We start from the raw sequence: 17,892 nt of genomic DNA, 5'->3' as shown, positions 1-17,892 counted from the left end.
TTTAATTCAATTTCTTATAGATCTGGATCAGTTGCTCCCTTTCCTGCTCCCAGCAATAGTCAGCCGCAGCGGCCGTGCAACCGGAGGTCAGATATCCATATAGAACAGAATCTTTCAGTAAAAGGTTTATGGCGTCTGCAATTGACTGGATTTCCGGCCGGTCGATCAATACAGCAACGGGGTGTCGGGCATTGATGGCTGCATATTCAGGGAAATTCATGGTCACCTGTGGGATTCCGCCCTGGATGTAGTCGAAAAATTTGTTTGCTAATGAGTAATACTGGTTGAGCCCCTCCGCTTCAACAAGATTAATCCCGATAAAGCAGGAAGGGGTAATTTCTTTCAACCGGTCAGGTGACATCATGCCAAAGAACCTGATCCTGGCTGTGAGACCCAGTTCGCGGGTAAGTGCCACACATTGCTCATAATAATTTCCCTTGCCGTAGATGTGCAGTTCCGCGTCAACCTGTTTCATCGCCGGGATCAGGTATTCCAGTCCCCTTGCTTCATTAATGGCGCCCTGGTATAGAATCACTCTTTTTCTTTCATTAATGGGCAAACGAAAGTCACTGCGGAAAGGGAGGTTCCGGATCACTTCATAGCGTACACCAAATTTTTCCTCAAACAACCTGGCCAGTTCATGTCCCACCGTGTAACCTACCGGGAACCTGGGCATCGTAAAGGCCTCAATTCTTTTCCAGACTTTATGGATAACCGGCCTGGTAATTACTTCCTTAAGCTCACTGAAATACTCATGCGCATCCAGGGTGCGTGGTTTTTGCCTGATCACACTTGCCAGGTATACAGGTAGGGCCGTATCAATATCCACCGCGCCGTAAACATCAGTCTTGGCAAAAAGCAGCCGGAAAAACATGCGGATGCTCAGCTCAACATATTGCATGGGACCTTTCCGGAACCAAAATCGCATCCGCTTGACCTTATAGTTGGTTGTCAGCCCCGATGCCTCCTGCATTATCCGTCCAACCAGTGTTACCTGGTAACCGGCTACTGACAGGGTTGAACAGATCCGTTGCATCCGTTGGTCATAGTCCGGGTCGTTGTTTATTACGAATGTTATTTTCTTCATCCCTGATTTACCTGGCGTTTTGAGCAGGAATAAATTTTTTCAATGAGCGATACGGATTGTAATGCTTCGCTTATACCTGGCATACTGTTCTCCTTGTCGTCGAGTGCCCGTTCCAGGTCGAGGTAAACCTGGTCGTGGTGGCTCCTGGGCTGTTCATCAATCAGATCTGCGGACCTGACAAAGTTTTCAGGTGCCTGTGGCTGTTCCAGTGACTCAAACTGTAATTCGTCCATGTATGTGCCGCCAATCTTCACAGAGCCCTTTTCGCCGATCAGTACAAGGCTGATTTCCATGTTTCTGGAAGTGCTGTTAACAGTCCAGTGCAAACTACCTATTGCACCGCCCGAAGATTCCAACAGGGCGGTACCGGTGTCTTCGCCTTCGATGGTAGCTGAATGAATGAAATTTCGTGTATTCACGGCCACCGGGTCAATGTCGCCCAGGCACCAGGTCAATGCATCTATATAATGGCTGAACTGGGTAAACAGGATACCGCCGTCCTTTCCTGCCTGTCCTTTCCAGCTGCTTAAGCGGTAATAATCCGCATTCCGGTTCCAGCTGGCATTGAGCTGGAAACTGAGAACCCGGCCCAGAAGGCCTGCATTAAGCTGGCTTTTGAGTCGCCGGATAACGGGATGGTAGCGGGCCGACAGAACTACAAAAAGCTGTGGTCCACCCGGATTTACCAGTTTCGCAAGACGGTGCCCGTCTGTTTTTGTAAGACAGAGGGGTTTTTCGCAAAGGACGTGCATCCCTTTTTGTAGGGCATGGGCGGAATGTTCGGTATGCAGGTAATTTGGGCTGCAAACCACTGCAACAGATGCAGTAGTCGCGGAAAAAAGGGATTGGACATCAGGGAAGCCCGGAACCTTATATTTTTGTGTAAATAATCGAAGTTTTTCGGGGTCGGGGTCGCAAACCGCAGTAATTTCGCCTCTCTTTAGTATCTGCTCAGCATGCCTGTACGCAATTCTTCCACATCCGATGATCACGAATCGTCGTCTGTTCATTAACGGGTTTTAGGTTGGCAAAATCCAAAAAAAATAGCACTTTGCAAGCTATTTCATGATATTTCCCTTAACTTTGCCGCCAATTTAAGCAGATTTAACCATTGGATGTTTCTTAAAAAAAGAAAAGATGTCTTATTTAACTAAAGAAAAAAAAGCTACCATTTTTGCAGAATTTGGGGGCAATGCTACCAATACAGGTTCCATTGAAGGCCAGATTGCATTGCTTACGGAGCGCATCAGTTCCATTTCAAAGCACCTGCAAGCCAACAAAAAAGATTTCTCTACACACCGTGGCCTGATGCAAATGGTAGGTAAGCGCAAACGCCTGCTGACCTACATGAGCAAACATGATCTTACTGGTTATCGCCAGCTGATCGAGAAACTAGGCATCAGAAAATAAATGAATCGATGATTTTGTAAACTATTCCCAACTATGTACGGTTGGGAATAGTTTTTTTGCGTTGAAATTATTACAGATAAAAACCATAGGAATCTCTATGTTATCACAACCTATTAATGTAACCTTCGAAGTAGGTAGCGGCCGCCAGGTCACTATTGAAACAGGTAAACTTGCCCGCCAGGCTGATGGTTCCGTTACCGTTCGCCAGGGCAATTGTATCATTCTTGCCACAGCTGTTGCCAATAAAGAACCTAAAGAAGGTCAGAGCTTTTTCCCTTTGACTGTTGACTACCAGGAAAAATTTGCTTCTGCGGGACGGATTCCCGGATCGTTCTTCAAGCGCGAAAGCAAGCTTAATGATTACGAAGTATTGACCAGCCGCCTGATCGACCGTGCACTGCGACCGCTTTTCCCCGAAGACTACTTCTGCGATGTTCAGATCCTGGTTACACTCATGTCCAGCGATCCGGAAGTTATGCCTGATGCGCTCGCATGTCTCGCTGCTTCTGCCGCACTCGCAGTTTCTGATATTCCCATTCAAGAATATATTTCTGAAGTAAGGGTTGCCCGTATTGACGGACAATTCGTTGTTAACCCCTACCGTTCTGAACTTGCAAAAGCTGATATGGATTTTATTATCGGCGCTACGCAAAAGAATATCATGATGGTTGAGGGTGAATCTAAAGAGTGTCTTGAAGAAGACCTCATCAAAGCCATCGAAATTGCTCATGAGGCTGTAAAGATCCAGGTTGAAGCCCAGGAAAAACTCCGCCAGCTTAAAGGTGTAACCGGCAAGCGTGAGTATGCTAAACCCGACGTTGATGAAGCCCTTAAAGCGAAAGTTGAGGGGTTTGCAAAAGATAAGGTTTATGCAGTTGCGAAAGGCGCCCTCGCCAAGCACGACCGCAGCGATAAGTTTGACGAGATCGGTACTGAACTGATGGAATGGCTTAAGCAGGAATATAATGTTGCAGAAGGGGAGAGCCTCGATGAAAAGGTAAAAAAACAAGCTAAAGGTTTTTACAGCGATCTGCAGTATTATGTTGTTCGCGACATGATCCTCAATGACCGGGTTCGTCTTGATGGCCGTGGCCTCGAAGATGTTCGTCCGCTTGCAATGGAAATCGACGTTCTTCCTTCACCGCACGGTGCAGCACTGTTTACCCGTGGCGAAACCCAGTCAATCACTACTGTTACGCTCGGTACTCCGCTCGACGAACTGCTCGTGGAAAGTGCAGCTAATTCTGAGTATACCAAGTTCATCCTCCACTATAATTTCCCGCCGTTCTCAACTGGTGAAGTGAAAATGATGCGTGGCCCCGGCCGTCGCGAAGTTGGTCACGGTAACCTGGCCATGCGCTCCCTGAAGCAGATGATGCCCGGCGATGATTTCCCATATACAGTTCGCGTAGTTAGCGATATCCTCGAATCAAACGGATCATCTTCCATGGCAACAGTCTGCGCTGGTTCACTCGCGCTTATGGATGCCGGTATCCCGATGCCAAAGCACGTATCCGGTGTGGCAATGGGACTTATTACAAAAGATGGCAAATTCGCTGTACTTACCGATATCCTGGGTGATGAAGATCACCTTGGCGATATGGACTTTAAAGTAACAGGAACACGCGAAGGTATTTGCGGCGTTCAGATGGATATCAAAGTGGATGGCCTTAGCATGGATATCATGCGCCAGGCGTTGCAGCAAGCCAACCGCGGTCGTCTGCATATCCTCGATGCCATGTACAACACGATTGATGCTGCCCGCAGTGATGTGAAACCACATGCACCAAGAATGGTGAAACTCTTCATCGATAAGGAATTCATCGGTGCTGTTATCGGACCTGGTGGTAAAGTGATCCAGGAGATGCAGCGTGAAACCGGTACAACCATTAACATCGAAGAAAAGAATAACCAGGGTGAAGTAAGCATCTTCGGTACGAAGAAAGAAAGCGTTGACAAAGCTGTTTCATGGATTAAAGGCATTACAGCTCAGCCTACAGTAGGAGATACATACGAAGCTACCGTTAAGTCTATCCAGCCTTATGGTGCATTCGTTGAGTTCCTTCCTGGCAAGCAGGGCTTGTTGCATATCTCTGAAGTAAGCTGGAAACGCCTGGAAACACTTGAAGGTGTCCTGAAGGAAGGTGATGTGGTGAAAGTAAAACTTACCGGTACAGATCCAAAGTCCGGAAAGTTCAAGCTGAGCCGCAAAATATTACTTCCAAAGCCGGAAGGCCAGCAGACTTCACGTCCGCAGGAATAAAAGAGCTTCTGAATATAATTCAATCCAACCCCGATCCATGGTCGGGGTTTTTATTTACTATGTCGAAACAATCTTATAAACAGGTATCCATCACCGTTAGCAGTGATGAGCAGCGTGAAATCCTGGTGGCGTTACTGGCTGATGCCGGTTATGAAGGCTTTGTCGAAGAGCGTAATGTGCTGAAAGCGTATGTTCCTGCTGACGCTTACTCTGACGAGGCATTAAATGACATTACCGGACCGATGCAACTGGCTTATGAACTTGAAGAGATCGAACAGCAAAACTGGAACGCACAATGGGAGGCAGGATTCGAGCCGGTTGTTGTGGGTGATTTCTGTTCCATCAGGGCTGATTTTCACCAACCGGTTGTGGGTACACGATATGAAATCATCATAACACCGAAAATGAGTTTTGGAACCGGGCATCATGCCACTACGTTCATGATGGTTGACTCCATGCAGGAGATCAGGTTTGAAAACAGACGTGTACTCGACTTCGGAACCGGCACTGGAGTACTGGCTATTCTCGCAGAAAAAATGGGTGCCAAAGAAATTTTGGCTATTGATAACGATCCGTGGAGTATAGATAATGCGGGGGAAAATATTTCCCGCAATGCCACAGGAAAAATTATATTGCAGCTGGCTGAGAGTATTCCGCAGGTAGGCAAATTTGATGTTATCCTTGCGAATATCAATAAGCATGTGATCCTTCAGCAACTTGCAACTATGAAAGATCACCTGGCACCACTTGGTGAAATACTGATCAGCGGACTGTTACAATCGGATGCGGAAGATCTTTCCCGCGCAATAGCGGAGCACGGTCTAACGTTATCCGGCCATAAAGAAAAGCAAAGTTGGCTGTGCTGGCGGGTGAGTGTTAAAGAAAAAAGCTAATGTGATTTTGATTGATGCTTTTCATTATTTTTGAAATCCAACTTAACCAGTGAAATGAAAGAGGCTCTGCTGATATTACTTGCTTATTGTATCGGCTCTATCCCTACGGCAGTCTGGGTAAGCCGCCATTATTTCGGAATAGATATCCGGGATTATGGCAGTGGTAATGCCGGTGCCACCAATACCTTCCGGGTACTGGGTTCCCGGTGGGGAACCTTTGTAATGGTAATTGATGTGCTCAAAGGACTTGCAGCTGTTAAGTTATCTCTTCTGCTTCCACAATATTTTGATAGTGAAATTGCTTTTACCAATCTCCAGCTCGGCCTGGGCATGGCCGCAGTTCTCGGTCATATCTTCCCGATATGGGCGGACTTTAAAGGCGGTAAAGGTGTTGCAACATTATTCGGGCTTGTAATTGGAATCTCACCATGGACAGCTCTTTGCTGCTCAGGGGTTTTCCTGCTTGTCCTGTACCTGACCAGGTTCGTTTCCCTGAGTTCCATCCTGGCCAGTATTGCTTTCCCCATTTTTATCCTGGTGATTTTTAATGTCGATAACCATGCCTACCGGGTATTTGCCATTGTCGTAGCCCTCCTGGTTATCCTTACCCACCAAAAGAATATCAGCCGGCTTTTACGGGGAAGTGAGGGTAAAGTGCCTATCCTGAAGTACCGCGACCGGCGCCGGAAACGCCATCTTTAACGCCTTCTTGCCCTTTTATACCCGGGTTGGTATAACTATTGAATTATTTATCGCAGAAAAGTTTCAGATTATGAAAAAAATACTGATGGTGGCACTGGTTGCCGCCGGACTGGTTTCCTGTAGCAAAAATCCGATCACAGGAAGAAACCAGCTTACCCTGTTTTCTGAATCAGAGATCCAGACTATGGCATCCCAGGAGTACCAGCAATTCCTGGCACAGAATAAAGTAGTCAACACTTCTGCAAACAAAGACGCTGAAATGGTAAGGCGGATCGGTCAACGGATTGCATCGGCCGTTACGAGCTTCTACAATTCGAAGGGCCTCTCCAATGAGCTGGCTGGTTATCAATGGGAATATAACCTGGTTGATTCCAAGGAAGCCAACGCATGGTGTATGCCTGGTGGTAAGATCGTGGTGTATACAGGGCTTCTGCCAATTACCCAGAACGAAGCTGCTTTGGCAGTGGTAATGGGACACGAAGTCGCTCACGCACTTGCGAAGCACGGTAATGAGCGGATGAGCCAGGGCATGGTTCAGCAACTTGGTGGTGCTGCTTTGTCTGTCGCGCTGGCAAACAAACCCTCAGAAACCCAGAGCATCTTCCAGTCAGCATATGGACTTGGAACCACTTACGGCGCAATGCTTCCTTTCTCCCGCAGCAACGAGCTGGAGGCAGATAAGTATGGACTGTACTTCTGTGCAATGGCAGGGTACAATCCACAGGAAGCAATTCCCTTGTGGGAGCGTATGGCTGCTGCAAGCGGTGGTAACCGTCCACCCGAATTCGCAAGCACCCACCCGGCAGAAGAAACTCGGATTAAGAAGCTGAAGGAAATGATGCCTGAAGCCCTTAAATACTATAAACCCGTCGGTTCAAAATAACGTTTGGCGGGTAGGTTTTAGAACCTGAATGAGCAGTGTTTTCCGGGGCAATTTTGTTGATCCCGCTGCATTGTATTAAATTTGCATCCCGTTATAATTATCCATTTCAGTAAAATTATACCAGGTATGTCGCAGAATTTATTCGAGAAATTGCAATACAATGAAGAAAAAAATCTGCTCATTCAGGGACTGCCATCTTCCATCGAAAAGCAGTTCAGTAAACTGACTTTTGCAAAGAATGTCACGCCATTGCTGAAAACAAGGCGCATTGATTTTGCGCTTGTGTTTGCAATTAATGAAAATCAATTGAATGGCATCCTGCAGGATGTACTGCCTGCATTGCATGAAGATTCAAAACTCTGGATCGCCTATCCGAAATCAAGTTCAAAGATCGCTACAAACCTCAACCGTGACTGCAGTTGGGATATGGTGGTAAATGCCGGTTATGAAGGCGTTCGCCAGGTGGCACTGGATTCGGTATGGAGTGCACTCCGGTTCAAAAGGGCCGAACAGATCAAGAATATGGCCCGGGCGGCTGCGAATGGTGGCACCCCAGCTGAAGTTGAAGGGGTAAATTTCGAGGAAAGAACCGTTGAGGCCCCGGAAGACCTGCAAAAATTATTTCAGCTTAAGAAAAACAAAAAGGCACTTGATTTTTTTACCATGCTGTCTTTTACCAATAAGAAGGAATACGTACAATGGATCACTTCTGCGAAAAGGGAAGAAACCCGTCAAAGCAGGGTAGCTGCCACCCTCGAGAAGCTTCTCGCCGGTAAAAAGAATCCTTCAGAAAAGTAATCGGTTATTTTACAATCACAGTACCGAGGTTTTGCAACAGTTCACGTTCCATCTGCTTCAAAGCCTGGTGAGTCTGCAACAAAGTCATCTGCTCCTCAATAGTGTGAGGGCGTGACAAGTCTTGCTGATTTTCGTCTATCAGCCTTTTGATCTTACGGAGTTTGAGGTAACCGAGCGTGGAAATCACTTCTTCACGGTAAGTGTCGTCTCTTTGTGAGACCGCCATCTGGAATTTATCCTTCCATTTTTCACTCAGTTCATAGGGAAACTCCATCAATGAAACCACAACGGCACTCAGTTCCTGGTTTTCATGGTAATAAAAGTTCTTGGCGGTAGGTTCAATGCCGGCCTCATACCAGGCCTTATATGTTTTAATAACATCCAGCAGTTGCTGGTTGTCAAAGAGGTCTTCATCAACCAGTTCTTCAAAAATGTGGTCCGCTACTTTCTGCGAATCGTTCCAGGCTTTCAGCCCGAATTCAACCAATGCCCTTACAACGGCCCTTTCCTGCAGCTCGTCTTTCAGCAGCAGCTGGAACCCGTCGTCGGAACCGGCATCAAAATCGGGCAGGGGAGGCATACCATCGTCGGGGGACGACTGGTCCACGGGCCATTTGCTTTCCAGCTTATTGACCTTTTCCCTGATAAACTTGTTTACAAGATTGTTGAATCCGCTCTCCTCAATTTTTAATAACTGGGCGCATTGACGGATATAATCCTGCTGTTTCGTAAAATCTTCCGCCTTATTGATCCGCGATAAAGTTTCCGCAATCTGGTTCACCACAGCGGCTTTTTTCTGGCTGTCGTTCCCAGCATCCTTCAATGCTACTTCAACCTGGAAAATGATGAAATCCTTCTTGTTCGAAGCGACAAATTCCCTGAAGGCATCAGGACCGACCTTATTTACATAACTGTCAGGGTCTTCCTTATCCGGGATCAGCACAAGTTTCACGTTAAGCCCTTCCTCAAGGGCCATATCAAGCCCTCTCAGGGCAGCTTTCACGCCAGCAGCATCGCCATCATACACGATTGTCAGGTTTTGCGTGTATTTGCGTACAAGCCTGATCTGTTCCGTGGTAAGGGAAGTTCCCCCGCTGGCAACAACGTTCTCTATGCCTGCCTGGTGTAAAGAGATCACATCTGTGTAACCTTCTACGAGCAGGCACTCATCAAATTTGTCGATGACCTGCCGCGCGAAATACATGCCGTATAGGATCCGGCTTTTGATATAGATTTCGTTCTCCGGCGTGTTGATATATTTCGGAGCCCTGTCATTCTTCTTGATTATCCTGGCCCCAAACCCGATCACCTTTCCGGTGGTATTGTGGACCGGGAAAATGATCCTGCCCCGGTAGTTGTCAACCAGTTCATCGTTTCTCATCGCAGCGAGACCGGACTTCACCAGCAATTCACTGTTATATTGTTTGGCAATAGCTTCAGTAACAAATGCGTTCCTCGCTTCCTTGCAAAAACCAAGCTGGAACTTTCGGATGACGGTATCCGTGAACCCCCGTTCCTTAAGGTAACTCAGGCCAATGTCCTGCCCCTCTTCCTCTTCGAGGAGAACTTTTGAAAAGTATTGTTGAGCAAAGCCGTTTACGATATATAAACTGTCTGCCAGTTGCTGCTGTGCCCTTACTTCAGCGCTTACTTCCGTTTCTTCAACTTCAACGTTGTACCGGTTAGCCAGCCATTTCAGGGCTTCGACATACGAATACTTCTCATGTTCCATGATGAAGCTGATCGTATTGCCACTTTTTCCGCAGCCGAAACATTTATAGATTTCCTTGTTCGGGGAAACAGTAAAGCTGGGAGTTTTTTCATTGTGGAAGGGGCAGAGTCCGAGATAGTTGGTGCCTCTTTTTTTCAGCTTTACAAAGCTGCCAACCACATCGATGATATCGATGCGGTTCTGTATCTGCTGTATGGTTGCCTGGGTAATCAAAATAAGGGGAGGGCAAATTAAGTCAATTTTATTTACGGGTCGGACCCACGATGTCAGCCAGGACAGCCTGAAATTCTTCAAGGCTTACCAGTCCTTGTTTCTCCCAGACTTTTTTACCATTACGGTACATGAAGAAGTGCGGCAGTGAGGATACATTCATCGACTTCATCAGGTTCACATGTATACCACCGTCGATTTTGACAAGCCTGACTGTGCTGGCGGATTGCTGCAGGAATTTGTCCAGCACGGGTTCCATCTTACGGCAGGGTGGGCACCATTCCGCGCCGAAATCGACAAGTACCACCTCGTTGCTTTTTATCATTGCCTGGAATTCCGCATCAGTAAGCTGTTTGATATCTGCGGCACCTTTTACCGGATGGCCTTCTTTTTTCCATCGGTTGAGGCCTCCCGCAAGTTCAACCACCTGGAATCCCGCAGTTCGCAAGGCAGCAGCTGCTTCTGAGCTCCGGCCTCCGCTTGCGCAGTATACCATTACTGGTTTTGACTTGTCCAGGTACGCAGTTCTTTCCCCGAACTCTTTTGCATTCAGCCAGTCGGCCTGTAATGCATGTTGAATATATCCTGACCGGAATTCTTTAGCGGTACGGACGTCCAGCAACTGGCTGCCCGATGGCTCAAGCTTCGATGCAAATACAGCTGGTTCCAGTTTATCCGCATTCTGTATTTCCTGCGCAGCGACAGGCAAGCCACAGAGCACGTAAAAAGAAAAGAGACAATGGGTAATCAGTCGGCTTAACATATTTATGGTACGGAGGTTAATGTGAACTGTGTGGCTGTTTTCAGGCGTTCGATCACGTTATAAATGATGGGGCAACTGCCATAATGCATCAGGAGAAAAGGCAGCCTCCTGGAAAAGCCTTCCTTATGAAGATATGGGAAATCCCGGCATGTCTGAAACCGGTCTTCGTAAATCGTGCAACTGTTCCCGGTTAGAAAATGACAAGGGATCCGGCTTATGATGATGGTGCCACCTGCACTTTCTTCAAAATATTTTTCCTTGATGGCAGCCTCGCTGCACCCTTCACGCGCTGCAATCACCGATACTTCTTCCGGTTCGACAGTGACCATGAGGCTCCGGCAGCAGTTGCCGCAATGCGTACAATCTACTTCCGATTCAACCTCAGTGCTTATTTCCCACACCAGGGAATCAATATCAGGATGCTGTGCACTGATAAATGAGCGGAACCTGTCGTTTTCCTCTGCCTTCTCCTGGTCCCTGGCGGAAATTAAGGCAAGGTCTGTTTCAACTGACACCTGCTTATTCTTCTTCATCTTCCCACTCTTCTTCTTCTTCTTCCTCCTCTTCATAGAGCGAAAGGATGGCAGCAGCACTGTCGTAATCCATTTCTTCAATCACGGAATGGATCGTATCCGTCCGTAATTTCCAGAAATCATCCTCCACCTGTCCAAAGCTGCGCAACAGGATACATTTTTCAGTCATCGCCAGTACCGAGATCATTTCAATGTCGCTTGTGGCTTCTCCTTTCAGGAGGTAAAAATTGCCCGGTTGCAGATCAGCATAGGTGACCATAGAAAGAAATTTAATGGTTAATAATTTTGTTCTTTTCCGGCCGCTTTGCTTTTATTCTTCGCCGTCCTCATAAAACGCATCCTCATTACTGTAATACGAGGTCTGCCATTCTTTGATCTTGTCGTCAGATAAAAGCTCAAGGATCTCATTAATGGGATCCTGTTTCTTGCGCCATTCTGTGATTTCTGTTTCACCAAATCTCGTAATAAACAGACAGTAATCAGTATCCATATTCACTTTTATCAGTGAAACCGGACCGTCTGCTTTCTCCTGGATCAGGTAATAACAACTCGTTTCCAATAAGGAATAGCTATACATACTCTACAATTTTTCAACAATTAAACTAAATAACGGGTTGTAAATCAGCACTTAATGGGTTAGTCGAATCCGGGGGTATGGGCTGTGGTGGGGGTTAGCATTACTTGGTACCACTGCCATCAAACTCCTGCGGGAGATCAAAAATAAGATTATTCCGGAAGCTGCAAAAGTGGTTGGCCTTTCGTTCCCAAATTTAAATATTACTTAATCGATAGTTGCTGAAAATCAGTATTGTATATATTGGAACTAATTGTCCACAGACGTGAAAAATCACCCGCTTCACTATGGCTCTCCTTTCTTTATATTTGCCCGCTTTAATGTCTTTATCCTATCCCGAACAATACTAGATTTACCTATGGCAGAATTAAATAAGACAGGTGTAGAATATACGGAAGACTCGATACGAAGTCTCGACTGGCGGGAGCACATCCGGCTCCGCCCGGGTATGTATATCGGTAAACTCGGCGATGGCAGCAGTGCCGATGATGGCATTTACGTGCTCCTCAAGGAAGTGATCGATAACTGTATCGATGAACATATGATGGGTTACGGACGCCAGATCGAGATCGCCATCAAGGAACGGACCGTGACCATTCGCGATTATGGCCGTGGAATTCCACTCGGAAAGGTAGTTGATGTGGTCAGTAAGATCAATACCGGCGCGAAATACGACAGCAAGGCTTTCCAGAAGAGTGTCGGACTTAACGGTGTGGGTACCAAAGCCGTTAACGCCCTCAGCCACTATTTCAAGGTGACCGCTTTCCGTGAAGGCAGGGAAAAAACCGCTGAATTTGAGCGGGGAGTGCTGATCAAGGAATACAAGGAAGCGTCAAGCAAGGAAAACAATGGAACCCTCGTACACTTTATCCCTGACGATTCGGTTTTCCGCAACTTCCATTTCCAGGAAGAATATATCGAGAACCTGCTCTGGAACTACTGTTACCTGAACGCGGGACTAGTCATTTCATTCAACGGGAAGAAATACGTCAGCAAGAACGGCCTGCTCGACCTCCTGCAACGCAAGACCAACCAGGATGAACTCCGTTACCCGATCATTCACCTGAAAGGAAATGATATTGAAGTAGCCATCACCCATAACAACGATTATGGTGAAGAGCTGTTCAGTTTTGTGAACGGCCAGTTCACGACACAGGGAGGTACGCACCAGCAGGCATTCCGCGAGGCATTTGTGAAAGTAGTGCGCGATTTCTTTAAAAAAGATTACGACGCTTCCGATATCCGGGCAAGTATAGCCGCCGCAGTTGCTGTGCGCGTCGTTGAACCGGTGTTTGAATCGCAGACGAAGACCAAACTCGGCTCATTGACAGTAGAAGAGGGCGGGCAAAGCATGAAGGCATTCGTCTATGAATTCCTGGCAAAAGAACTGGACAACTACCTGCATAAGAACCCCACTACCGCAGATTCCCTGAAGAAGCGGATTGAACAGAGCGAAAGGGAGCGGAAGGAACTGGCAGGCATCAAGAAACTGGCCAACGAACGTGCCAAGAAGGCAAACCTTCACAATAAAAAACTTCGCGACTGCCGCTTTCATTATAACGAAGAGCCGACTGGCAAGGATAAGGAAGCTGTGGTGCTGAAGCAAAACAACAGTACCATCTTCATTACCGAGGGTGACTCTGCAAGTGGTTCCATTACCAAGGCCCGCAACGTGGAAACCCAGGCGGTATTCAGTCTGCGTGGTAAGCCGCTGAACTGCTATGGACTCACCAAAAAGATTGTGTATGAGAACGAGGAATTCAACCTGCTACAGCATGCCCTGAACGTTGAGGAGGGAATTGAAAACCTCAGGTATAATAACGTCGTGATCGCCACAGATGCTGACGTTGACGGTATGCACATCCGCCTGTTGCTGATGACGTTCTTCCTGCAGTTCTTCCCTGAACTGGTGAGGAACGGGCACGTGTTTATTCTTGAAACACCGCTCTTCCGTGTCCGCAATAAACAGGAAACGATCTATTGTTATGATGAAGCTGAAAAGCAGAAAGCCATTAAAAAGCTGGGCGGCAAACCGGAAATTACCAGGTTTAAAGGTCTGGGTGAAATCTCCCCCGATGAATTCTCCCGCTTCATTGGCGAAGACATGCGCAAACAGCCGGTCCTTGTAATGCCGGAGACACATGTTCAGCAACTGCTGGAATATTACATGGGCAAGAACACACCGCAACGCCAGGATTTCATCATCGATAACCTTCGGGTAGAAGTGGATATCTCTGATAGCCTGCCTTCCTGATGTGCACAAATTTGATTTTTGAATTTTGAATTTTTAACATGATTCACATAGTCTTTAACGAAGCAGATATCTCCGTTCTGCAGCAGGCGATCGCACTCGACGAATCGTTGCAGGGAGAAGTGATCCAGATCAAGGATGATTATGCTGTCGGTCCGCTCGAAAACATCTATAAAGGTGAAGGACGCGAACAACGGCTTCAATGGTGGCGCGATGTACTTAGTGGTGGCGATTATGACGGCAAAGTAGATAACGGGGAGGTAGATGATTATAAAACTATTGCAGAAATAGTCGGAACAATGAGGCGGGATTCCGGGGAAGTCCTCTGGATCTGGGCCGCACAGAACAAACACGATGTGTCCGGCTACTATTGGATGCTGCATTTCATTAAAGAATTCCAGGGAAGGGTATTCATCCTTTACCTGAACAACCTTCCTTTCCTGAATGAAAAAGGCCAGCTCTTTTATCCTTCGTGGCTGTCAACCATTCCTCCAAAGGAATTTTTAAAAGCGAAGAAGCTGGCAAGACCCATAACACTGAGCGAATTTGAAGTTGACCCCGATGAGTGGTTGAAGCTTTGCGGTGAAAATAAGGGAGTAAGGATCCTGGAAGGCGGAAAGAAATTGGTGCAGGGTGATTACGACTTCTATGATGCAGATCTGAAAAAATTCATAACCGGTGACTGGCAGAAAGCAAGCAGGATCATTCACCAGTTCAATGCGAAAAACAAGCACACTACCGGTGATGCCTACCTGTTATGGAGATTGAAGAAACTGATCGGTGAGGGTGGACTTGACGTACAGGGAGAAGTCCGCAATATGAAGGACTTCGAAGTGAAAATGAAAACGGATCAGCCGGTTGAAACTGAATAAAGCCTGATGAAAGCTGTTCACCATATTGCCATCATAGCGGGAGATTACGAACGCAGCAAGAAGTTTTATACCGAAGTGCTGGGGATGGAGATCGTTCGCGAAGTGTACCGGCAGGAGAGGGATTCCTACAAGCTGGATCTTGCCCTGGATGGTCATTACATTATTGAACTTTTTTCATTTCCCGGCGCACCGCAAAGACCATCACGACCTGAAGCGCAGGGACTGCGCCATCTTGCTTTTGCCGTGGACGACCTTGACAGGGAAGTCTACCGGTTGAAACAGAAAGCGGTTGAATTGGAGGAAATCAGGATTGATCCATATACCGGCAAACGGTTTACTTTTTTTGCAGACCCGGATGGATTGCCATTAGAATTATACGAAATATAAACCAGCAAGGATAATGTCGAAAGGGAAGACTAACGAATTTTTACAACACAGCGACTCGGGGGTACAGGGTCAATACAAATCCTGGTTCCTGGATTATGCGTCCTATGTTATTCTCGAAAGGGCGGTGCCTGCCATCGAGGACGGACTAAAACCCGTTCAGCGCAGGATCCTGCATGCCATGAAGGAAATGGACGATGGTCGCTTTAACAAGGTGGCCAATATCATCGGCCAGAGTATGCAGTATCACCCCCATGGTGATGCGAGCATCGGTGAGGCACTCGTGAATATGGGTCAGAAGGACCTGCTGATCGAGACCCAGGGAAACTGGGGTGATGTGCGTACGGGTGACGATGCCGCCGCACCGCGTTATATCGAAGCGAGACTCAGCAAATTTGCGCTCGAAGTAGCTTTCAATTCCAAGACAACTGAATGGCAGTTGAGCTACGACGGCAGGAAAAATGAGCCGGTCACGCTGCCGATGAAATTCCCGTTGTTGCTGGCACAGGGCGCCGAAGGGATTGCCGTAGGTCTTTCTACCAAGATCCTTCCCCACAATTTCTGCGAGCTGATCGAGGCTTCCATCAAATACCTGAAAGGAAAGAAATTTGAGATCTACCCTGACTTCCAGACCGGTGGAATGATCGATGTGGCTGGATATAATGAAGGTAAAAGAGGTGGAAAGGTCAGGGTAAGGGCCGTGATCGAAGAGGTCGATAAGAAGACACTCGTTATTAAAAATGTTCCTTATGGTGTCACTACCTCCGGACTGATCGACTCCATCATCAAAGCCAACGACCAGGGCAAGATCAAAATCAAAAAGGTTACGGACAATACTGCGGCGGATGTGGAAGTCCAGGTTGACCTGGCACCCGGTATTTCACCCGATATTACCATCGATGCCCTGTATGCGTTTACCGATTGTGAGATCAGTATTTCACCAAACGCATGCGTGATCGTGGACCAGAAGCCGCGCTTCATGAGTGTTCACGAACTGCTGAGCATCGCAGCCGACAATACCAAGGATCTCCTCAGGAAGGAACTTGAGATAAAACTCAGCGAACTGCAGGATAAATGGCATTATACCTCACTTGAGAAAATCTTCTTTGAAGAAAAGATCTATAAGGAACTCGAGAAGAAACATGATACCTGGGAGAAAGTGCTCGAGGCTATTGAAAAGGCGTTTACACCATTCCGTAAACAGTTGAAACGCGACGTTACGCGTGAGGATGTGATCAAACTAACGGAAAAGCCTGTGCGAAGGATCTATAAGCTCGACATCGATGAGCTTAACGCACAGATCAAAGGCCTGGAAGCTGAGATCAAACAGGTAAAGCACGATCTTGAGCACCTTGTTGAGTTTGCTGTTGCCTATTTCGAGAACCTGTTGAAAAAGTTTGGAAAGGGCCGGGAGCGCAAGACGGAAATCCGTCCCTTCGAAGCTATCCAGGCTAAGCATGTTGCCATCGCCAACACCAAGTTGTACGTTAACTATGCCGACGGCTTTATCGGTACTTCACTCAAAAAAGACGAACTGGCTTTTGAATGTTCTGATCTTGACGATATCATAGCTTTTACCCGCCGCGGATTGATGAAAATTGTGCGTGTCGGGGAAAAAGTATATATCGGGAAGGACATCATTCACGTTGCTATTTTCCAGAAGAGCGACGAACGTACCACCTATAACATGATCTATGTAGACGGCGCAACCGGCACCAGCTACGCGAAACGATTCAATGTTACCGGTATCACCCGCGACAAAGAATATGATCTGACCCGGGGACATGACAAAAGTAAAGTGCATTACTTCACCGCCAATCCGAATGGTGAAGCTGAAGTTGTGAGCGTAGCGTTGAGTCCGAACTGTCCTGCACGCAATAAACACTTTGACTTTTACTTTGAAGAACTCGAAATTAAGGGGCGTTCTGCAATGGGTAACCAGCTCTCCAAGTACCCGATCAAAGGTGTGAAGTTTAAAGAGGCGGGTAAATCCACCCTCAGCGCCATCAAGCTGTGGTTCGATGATAAGTTCGGCAGGTTGAATACCGAACAGAAAGGTATTTACCTTGGTAACTTCGATGGCAGCGAAAAACTGGTCGTTCTGTATGAAGATGGTAATTATGAACTGACGGATCTTGAAATGACCCAACGCTTTGACGCAGAAAAGATCCTGCTGATTGAGAAGTTCAATCCCGATAAAGTCATCACTGCGGTTTACCTCGACAACGAGAAAATGCAGTATAACGTAAAACGGTTCCGCATTGAAACGACCACATTGCAAAGCAAATTCCTGTTTATTAAGGAAGGAACCGGCAACCGCCTTGAGGTTGTGACAACCGACCCTAAACCGGTGTTGCTGCTGCATACTGGAAAAGGAACGCAATCGAAAACGCAGAAGCTTAAATTGCACGAGTTCGTGGAACCAATGGGCTGGAAGGCGATCGGTAATAAGCTTGCCGATTATACCAAGAGCACCGAAATGGAATGGGAACCTAAGGAAAAGGATGAAGGTCCGCAGGTATCTCTCTTTGAATAAC

The 17,892-nt window shown here is 47.1% G+C and carries 17 protein-coding genes; 10 read left to right on the top strand and 7 right to left on the bottom strand.

All coding sequences use genetic code 11. The features are described from left to right. Nucleotide 1 precedes the first annotated feature (1 nt). Nucleotides 2-1,087: a glycosyltransferase gene (locus OI18_RS15160; RefSeq protein ID WP_052273268.1), complete on the bottom strand. Its 1,086-nt coding sequence runs from the start codon at nt 1,085-1,087 to the stop codon at nt 2-4. Beyond that, the gene (locus OI18_RS15155; RefSeq protein WP_039141247.1) at nt 1,084-2,097 is read right to left on the bottom strand and encodes a Gfo/Idh/MocA family protein; all 1,014 of its coding nucleotides are present in this window, start codon (nt 2,095-2,097) and stop codon (nt 1,084-1,086) included. The genes OI18_RS15160 and OI18_RS15155 overlap by 4 nt, the downstream gene beginning before the upstream one ends. A gap of 127 nt (nt 2,098-2,224) precedes the next feature. Between OI18_RS15155 and rpsO the strand changes: the two genes are divergently transcribed. From rpsO to OI18_RS25025, 6 genes are all read left to right on the top strand, one after another. Further along, entirely contained in the window at nt 2,225-2,497 is a 273-nt protein-coding gene (gene rpsO / locus OI18_RS15150; protein ID WP_039141245.1) for a 30S ribosomal protein S15, read from the top strand. 97 nt (nt 2,498-2,594) lie between these two features. After that, nucleotides 2,595-4,760 carry a polyribonucleotide nucleotidyltransferase gene (gene pnp / locus OI18_RS15145; RefSeq protein WP_039141244.1) on the top strand — a complete coding sequence of 722 codons (2,166 nt, stop codon included), beginning with the start codon at nt 2,595-2,597 and terminating at the stop codon, nt 4,758-4,760. A gap of 59 nt (nt 4,761-4,819) precedes the next feature. Further along, nucleotides 4,820-5,653, top strand: a complete 834-nt coding sequence (gene prmA / locus OI18_RS15140) for a 50S ribosomal protein L11 methyltransferase (RefSeq protein WP_039141241.1) — start codon at nt 4,820-4,822, stop codon at nt 5,651-5,653. 54 nt (nt 5,654-5,707) lie between these two features. Next, a complete protein-coding gene (gene plsY, locus OI18_RS15135; RefSeq protein ID WP_039141240.1) occupies nt 5,708-6,355 on the top strand; it encodes a glycerol-3-phosphate 1-O-acyltransferase PlsY in 648 nt (215 codons plus the stop codon). A gap of 70 nt (nt 6,356-6,425) precedes the next feature. Then, complete coding sequence (locus OI18_RS15130; protein ID WP_039141318.1) at nt 6,426-7,238, top strand: M48 family metallopeptidase; 813 nt, start codon at nt 6,426-6,428, stop codon at nt 7,236-7,238. A gap of 126 nt (nt 7,239-7,364) precedes the next feature. Then, nucleotides 7,365-8,036 (top strand): YdeI/OmpD-associated family protein, encoded by a 672-nt coding sequence (locus OI18_RS25025; RefSeq protein WP_072039022.1) that lies wholly within the window; start codon nt 7,365-7,367, stop codon nt 8,034-8,036. Nucleotides 8,037-8,040: 4 nt separating this feature from the next. Here OI18_RS25025 and dnaG read toward each other — a convergent pair whose 3' ends face one another. The 5 genes from dnaG to OI18_RS15100 are packed head-to-tail and all read right to left on the bottom strand — an operon-like array spanning nt 8,041 to nt 11,851. Beyond that, the gene (dnaG, locus tag OI18_RS15120; protein ID WP_039141238.1) at nt 8,041-9,981 is read right to left on the bottom strand and encodes a DNA primase; all 1,941 of its coding nucleotides are present in this window, start codon (nt 9,979-9,981) and stop codon (nt 8,041-8,043) included. A 28-nt stretch (nt 9,982-10,009) separates the two neighbouring features. Next, a complete protein-coding gene (locus tag OI18_RS15115) occupies nt 10,010-10,741 on the bottom strand; it encodes a thioredoxin domain-containing protein (RefSeq protein ID WP_082037993.1) in 732 nt (243 codons plus the stop codon). Between the two features lie 2 nt (nt 10,742-10,743). Then, entirely contained in the window at nt 10,744-11,310 is a 567-nt protein-coding gene (locus tag OI18_RS15110) for a YkgJ family cysteine cluster protein (RefSeq protein ID WP_082037992.1), read from the bottom strand. Then, on the bottom strand, nt 11,261-11,533 hold the full coding sequence (locus OI18_RS15105; protein ID WP_039141234.1) for a hypothetical protein: 273 nt from the start codon (nt 11,531-11,533) through the stop codon (nt 11,261-11,263). Before OI18_RS15105 ends, OI18_RS15110 begins: the two co-directional genes overlap by 50 nt. A gap of 51 nt (nt 11,534-11,584) precedes the next feature. Beyond that, nucleotides 11,585-11,851: a hypothetical protein gene (locus OI18_RS15100; protein WP_039141232.1), complete on the bottom strand. Its 267-nt coding sequence runs from the start codon at nt 11,849-11,851 to the stop codon at nt 11,585-11,587. Nucleotides 11,852-12,206: 355 nt separating this feature from the next. On the opposite strand from OI18_RS15100, the gene OI18_RS15095 reads away from it, so the two are divergent. Genes OI18_RS15095 through OI18_RS15080 form a run of 4 tightly spaced genes read left to right on the top strand, consistent with a single transcriptional unit; the run spans nt 12,207 to nt 17,891 of the window. Then, nucleotides 12,207-14,102: a DNA topoisomerase IV subunit B gene (locus OI18_RS15095; RefSeq protein ID WP_039141229.1), complete on the top strand. Its 1,896-nt coding sequence runs from the start codon at nt 12,207-12,209 to the stop codon at nt 14,100-14,102. Nucleotides 14,103-14,140: 38 nt separating this feature from the next. Further along, nucleotides 14,141-14,971, top strand: a complete 831-nt coding sequence (locus tag OI18_RS15090; RefSeq protein ID WP_039141227.1) for a DUF1835 domain-containing protein — start codon at nt 14,141-14,143, stop codon at nt 14,969-14,971. 6 nt (nt 14,972-14,977) lie between these two features. Continuing rightward, nucleotides 14,978-15,358: an SMU1112c/YaeR family gloxylase I-like metalloprotein gene (gloA2, locus tag OI18_RS15085; RefSeq protein WP_205410055.1), complete on the top strand. Its 381-nt coding sequence runs from the start codon at nt 14,978-14,980 to the stop codon at nt 15,356-15,358. Nucleotides 15,359-15,371: 13 nt separating this feature from the next. After that, nucleotides 15,372-17,891, top strand: coding sequence for a DNA gyrase/topoisomerase IV subunit A (locus OI18_RS15080; protein WP_039141223.1), 2,520 nt, complete (start codon nt 15,372-15,374; stop codon nt 17,889-17,891). The last annotated feature ends 1 nt before the right edge of the window (nt 17,892 follow it).

Origin of the sequence: Flavihumibacter solisilvae, from assembly GCF_000814475.1 — a bacterium.
In the GTDB taxonomy this organism is placed as follows: domain Bacteria; phylum Bacteroidota; class Bacteroidia; order Chitinophagales; family Chitinophagaceae; genus Flavihumibacter; species Flavihumibacter solisilvae.
Note: the sequence above shows the minus strand (reverse complement) of the source record. Positions and strands in the feature narration are given on the sequence as shown.